Raw genomic sequence first — 2,690 nt, forward strand, 5'->3', positions numbered from 1 at the left:
AGGCCTGGTACACCTTTGCCGGCACCGCGAGCCAGCGCCGGCACGCGCCGTTCCGGTACTCCAGTTCCAGCACGCCGGTGGTCGGATCGTAGCCCGCGCTGCGAAACAGCTGAGACGTCACTTCATGCCTGTTCATAGTGTGGTTCCTGTCAGGGCCATCGCTCACGTGGCCGCCGTCCGAAAAAGTGGGGTGCCGCCCGGCAGCTCCCCCGTTCAGGGAGTAAAATCAGACGATTTATTATTCAGATTACGTGGGTGTTTTTACCGATCGCCCGCCGTGAAACCTGAGCCGGCGCGGAGGTTCACTGTAGTCTGAGAAGTTCGCCAGCTTTCCGTCCTGCCTTCACTCTGCACTGAATCCGTCCGCGAGGAGAAGATGCTGATGTTCATCAGAACCTCCGGCCGCTCCACGGCGCCAGCCCGAACGCTGGAGCAGCTTATCCAGCGCAGCCAGGTCGCCGGTGATGCGCACAGGCAGGGGACTGCGCTGCCGTCCGCGTTCGTCAAAGCCGTTATCCAGTGCGCTGCGCCGGAGGTAAATACCGGAAACGGACGGGCTGAGCCGCAGCTGGCGGCGGCCGCTCCATTCGTTTTCTGACAGCACCATATAAATCCAGCCGGTGAGCTTAACGGCGTGCAGGGCGTGCTGGAGCCGGAACAGGTCGTTCTGCGCCTGCAGGTGGCCGTTTCCGGCGCGCCACAGGTATTCCAGCTTGCCGGGCAGGTCGGCGCGCAGGCCCTTCTCCCGCCCCTCCTTCAGCAGCCAGCTGATGTCACTCGCCAGCGCCCGGGGAAAGCGACGCTGTTTTTCGGCGGTGGCCAGCCAGCGGGTCAGAAACAGGTTGTCCTGTGCGGGTGAAGTCACGATCCCGTCGCGGCGGGCGGTATGCAGCGCAATCAGGCCGCACCACGCCAGGTGACTGACGTTCACGTTGTCGTTATTCATAAGCCGCGTCCTTCATGCCGGACCACATGAAAAAATGGCCCTAAAATACGGCATTTTATGACATCATCAGGCCTGAGAAAACCCGGCGGAGCCGGCAGGAGGTTCAGCAGCACGGACTGACTTTATCCGGCTGGCTCCGCAGATTTTCAGTCCCGCAAATCAGGGCGGGAGCAGGCGTAATGAGAGCGGTCCTGGTATCCGGAATCCTCCGCGGCAGTTTACGATTTGTTGAGCATCAGCCCCCATTTGAGGACTGACGGGCAGTGTGCAGCCCGCCCTCTATGCCGCGTCAGCGGCATATGTAAGTGCCTTTACTCATTGTTTAAAATCAGAAAAAACATCATCAGTGATTTGCGCAGTAAACCGAATACCTCTTGGTAGCTCAATATTTACACTCTTTTCAGAGTTAAGCTGAACAGTCACTGGAGGAACCGGAACTGATTCAATGACGTCGCCTACCAGTTTGCCGTTCACATATCTTTGGGTATCGTAATAGTTGATTTCCCCGGAGATTTCTGCTTTGTAACCCTCATTATTTTTAACAAGATCGATATAAAGAGTGGTCGCGTTAAATTTTCTTTCCAGCGCATCGTGGAATTGTTTACCCGGAAGAGGCAACAACGGATAGAGGCGGATGTGACGGATTTTATCCTCCTTAATGTAGCTAAGTACCGGATCTGTATATCCTGCTTTTCCGGAAACAGGAGACTGCATTTCCGTTTTCAGATAGAGCGGAGCAGAAGATTGCGGTTTTGTTGCACAGCCTGTCAAAAGAACAGCTGCAGCCAGAGTTAAGCTGGTTAATAGTTTCATTTTATTCCTGTTTCTATGCGGGATCTGTTCAGTATATCGGCTGAATTATGCGTGGCTTGATACCATTTATAACGAGGATTTTGACAGAAGCAGGTAAGCAGTGCGCAGCCGGCCCCTGAATGCCGCATGAGCGGCATGGAGGCGTCAGAAAGAATTCAGGACGGCGCTTATGCCATCGGGCGCAGTGAGCCCGGCGGAGCCGGTTACAGCGCCACAGAATAAACTGCCCCTGATATTCGGTATTTCAGGACGTCATCAGCCCTCAGAGAGCCCAGTCGCCGCCATCGCGGTGCCTCTCCACAACCTCATGGTCAGGATAGATTTCCAGCGTCTCGATCGCACTCAGCATGGCCGTTTCCATCTCCGGCGACCATGCCTGCGTTCTGGCCAGTTCTCCGCGGATAAAGCCGGCAATCCGCAGCCGCGTGGTTTCGAGACCGTCGCCGGCCATGGCCATGACCACGGCGCCGATCATGATGTAAACCCTCTCCAGCTCCCCGTGCTGCTGTTGAGTCATCTGCATCGCACTTACCTCTCAGACGTAGCCGGACGGGCGAGCAGTGCGCAGCCCGTCCTGTGAATGCCGCGTGAGCGGCATGGAGGCGCCAGAAACCGTTCAGGACGGCTCAGATGCCAGCTGGCGCCGTTAGCCCGGCACAGCCGGTTACAGGGCCGATGGTGGCGAAAGCCCAACCCCGCCCTGACCGACGCCGTTTAGGCAGCGGCCTGTCAGCAGCTTATCAGCCAGATGGTCGGAGACGAAAGAAAGAAACCGCGGGCCTCTGGCCATAAAGCGGCTCAGACTCTGTAGTTACAGCATCCATTTATCAGCCACTGCAGTTCCGGCCCTCCGGGCCGGGCGGCGGGGGCTGGTCAGTGGGGGCAACCGGGCTTCAGATCCGGCGCGGGTCCGGGCTGAGAGGGGCACAAT

At 57.7% G+C, this 2,690-nt stretch carries 4 protein-coding genes; all 4 read right to left on the reverse strand.

Translation table 11 applies throughout. From position 1 onward, the window contains the following. A partial coding sequence (locus tag CBW22_RS23480) for a KTSC domain-containing protein (RefSeq protein ID WP_141097361.1) occupies window positions 1-136 on the reverse strand: 136 nt, incomplete at its 3' end. 207 nt (window positions 137-343) lie between these two features. Next, window positions 344-946: a DUF2913 family protein gene (locus CBW22_RS23485; RefSeq protein ID WP_088518026.1), complete on the reverse strand. Its 603-nt coding sequence runs from the start codon at window positions 944-946 to the stop codon at window positions 344-346. Between the two features lie 315 nt (window positions 947-1,261). Further along, complete coding sequence (locus CBW22_RS23490) at window positions 1,262-1,759, reverse strand: hypothetical protein (RefSeq protein ID WP_088518027.1); 498 nt, start codon at window positions 1,757-1,759, stop codon at window positions 1,262-1,264. 262 nt (window positions 1,760-2,021) lie between these two features. Then, a complete protein-coding gene (locus tag CBW22_RS23495; RefSeq protein ID WP_088518028.1) occupies window positions 2,022-2,282 on the reverse strand; it encodes a DUF2767 family protein in 261 nt (86 codons plus the stop codon). Between the last annotated feature and the right edge of the window lie 408 nt (window positions 2,283-2,690).

It is taken from the genome of Pantoea sp. VS1, assembly GCF_002207995.1.
In the GTDB taxonomy this organism is placed as follows: Bacteria; Pseudomonadota; Gammaproteobacteria; order Enterobacterales; family Enterobacteriaceae; genus Pantoea; species Pantoea dispersa.

What these genes read in the sequence shown, in the direction of transcription:
- CBW22_RS23485 (WP_088518026.1), bottom strand. Translation starts at nt 946, where the DNA reads ATGAATAACGACAACGTGAACGTCAGTCACCTGGCGTGGTGCGGCCTG.
- CBW22_RS23490 (WP_088518027.1), bottom strand. Translation starts at nt 1,759, where the DNA reads ATGAAACTATTAACCAGCTTAACTCTGGCTGCAGCTGTTCTTTTGACA.
- CBW22_RS23495 (WP_088518028.1), bottom strand. Translation starts at nt 2,282, where the DNA reads ATGCAGATGACTCAACAGCAGCACGGGGAGCTGGAGAGGGTTTACATC.